Here is a 1,888-nt window from a genome sequence, read left to right as displayed (position 1 = left end):
GAGCCAGGCGCCGCCGCCCAGCATCAGCGCGGCGCTGCCCGCCCAGGCGGCGATGCGCAGGCCGCGGTCGCGCGCCACCGCGCCGCGGTCGGCGGCGCCGAGCATCGCCTCGCCGAAGATCACGTCCTTCAGCAGGCGCTCCAGGAAGTAGGCGCGGCCGGATTCCGGGCGGAGCGCGGGCGCGCGGCGCTGGTCGATGCCGAAGCTGCGCGAGAGCACGCCGGTCAGCCGGTCGATCGGCGTGCCCTCCTGCGTGCCGGAGGCGAAGTAGATGCCGCGCAGGAAGGGCGCGGGATCCAGGCGGGAGCCGCCGAAGGCTTCCGCCAGGAACTCGTTCAGCGGGGCTTCCAGGCTGGCCACCTGGGTCGGGAAGCCGGCGATCAGCGCGCGGCGGTCCGGGTTGCGCTCGGCCTGCAGACGGTCCAGCAGTCGCCCCTCGATGCGTTCGAGGAGCGCCTTGAACTCGGTGCCGAGGCCGGCGAGCGGGTCCGCGCCCTTGGCGTCGAACGTGACGCCCCAGACCTGCGCGCGCTTCTCCCGGTCCAGGTCGTCGAAATACTCGGTGAAGCCGCGCAGCAGGTCGGACTTGGTCAGCAGGAGGTAGACCGGCACGCGCACGCCGAGCCGGTCGGTGATCTCCTTGATGCGCCGCCGGATGGCGCGCGCATGGGCCTGGCGTTCCGGCGCGGGGGCGGCGGCGATCTCCGGCACGCCGATCGCCACCAGCACGCCGTTCAGCGGCTGGCGCGGCCGGTTGCGCTTCAGCAGGTCGAGGAAGGCGTCCCAGCCCGCCTTGTCCACGTTGGCGTCGGAATCCTGCGTGGTGTAGCGACCGGCGGTGTCGATCAGCACCGCCTCGTCGGTGAACCACCAGTCGCACATGCGCGTGCCGCCCGCGCCGGCCACCGCGCCACCCTTGCCGGCCTGGCCCATCTCCGCGGCCAGCGGGAACTTCAGACCGGCATTTAGCAGCGCGGTGGTCTTGCCGGCACCGGGCGGGCCGATGATGACGTACCACGGCTGCTCGTAGAGGTAGCCGCGCGTGCCGCGCGCCTTGGCCAGCGTGGCGAGCGCGGCGGTGAGGCGTTCCCGCAGCTTTGCCTGCTCCTCGTCCGCGGCCAGCTTCGCCGGGTCGGGCCCGGCGGCGGCGCCCTTGACGAGCTCGTCCTCCTTCTTCCGGCGGCGACGGCCGATCCAGAAGTTCACGCCGAACCAGACCAGCGCGATCAGTGCGACGACGACGGCGCGCGGGATCCAGTCCTCCAGGAAGGAGAGCAGCGGGCCGAACAGCCAGACGAGCGCGGCGATCAGCGCCGCGCCGATGCCCGACAGGATCCAGCGCCAGGGCAGGCGGGACATGGTCAGTTGCCCTCCCGGCGGAGCAGGACCTCGATGCGGCGGTTCGCCTCGCGTCCCTCGGGCGTCGCGTTGCTCGCCACCGGCTCGCTGTCGGCGCGGCCTTCCGCGGTGACGCGGCCCGGGTCGTTCAGCCCGCGCAGCAGGGCCTGGCGCGCCGCCTCGGCCCGCGCGGCGGAGAGCGCGAAGTTGGAGGGGAAGGCGACGGTGCGGATCGGCTGGTTGTCGGAATGGCCGATGACCAGAACGGGGCCGCGCTCCTCGCGCATCGCCTCCCCGATGCGGGTCATCAGCGGCTGGAAGCTGGTGTTCAGCGTCGCGCTGCCGGAGGGGAACATGCCGCGGTTGCGGATGCGCACGAAGGGGGCGGCATCCGTGCCTTCCACGGTGACGAGGCCCTGCTGGATCTCGGGTGCCAGGAAGGCGCGCAGCTTGTCGAGCGCGCCGGGTTCGGGCGGCACGGCCGCCGGCGGCGGGGCAGGCGGCGGGCGCACCGGCGCGACGCGCGCGATCTGCGGCATGGCGGCGGGCG

2 protein-coding genes are annotated in these 1,888 nt (G+C 73.8%); both read right to left on the bottom strand.

Translation table 11 applies throughout. From position 1 onward, the window contains the following. The coding region (gene tssM / locus OZN99_RS30755; protein WP_270939008.1) for a type VI secretion system membrane subunit TssM at positions 1 to 1,359 on the bottom strand (1,359 nt) is incomplete at its 3' end. A gap of 2 nt (positions 1,360 to 1,361) precedes the next feature. Then, positions 1,362 to 1,888, bottom strand: a 527-nt coding sequence (gene tssL, locus OZN99_RS30750; RefSeq protein ID WP_270939007.1) for a type VI secretion system protein TssL, long form, incomplete at its 5' end; no start/stop codon positions are given.

Source organism: Falsiroseomonas oryzae (genome assembly GCF_027856955.1).
In the GTDB taxonomy this organism is placed as follows: domain Bacteria; phylum Pseudomonadota; class Alphaproteobacteria; order Acetobacterales; family Acetobacteraceae; genus Falsiroseomonas; species Falsiroseomonas oryzae.
The sequence above is the reverse complement of the archived record's forward strand: the minus strand, read 5'-3'. Positions and strand labels throughout refer to the sequence as shown.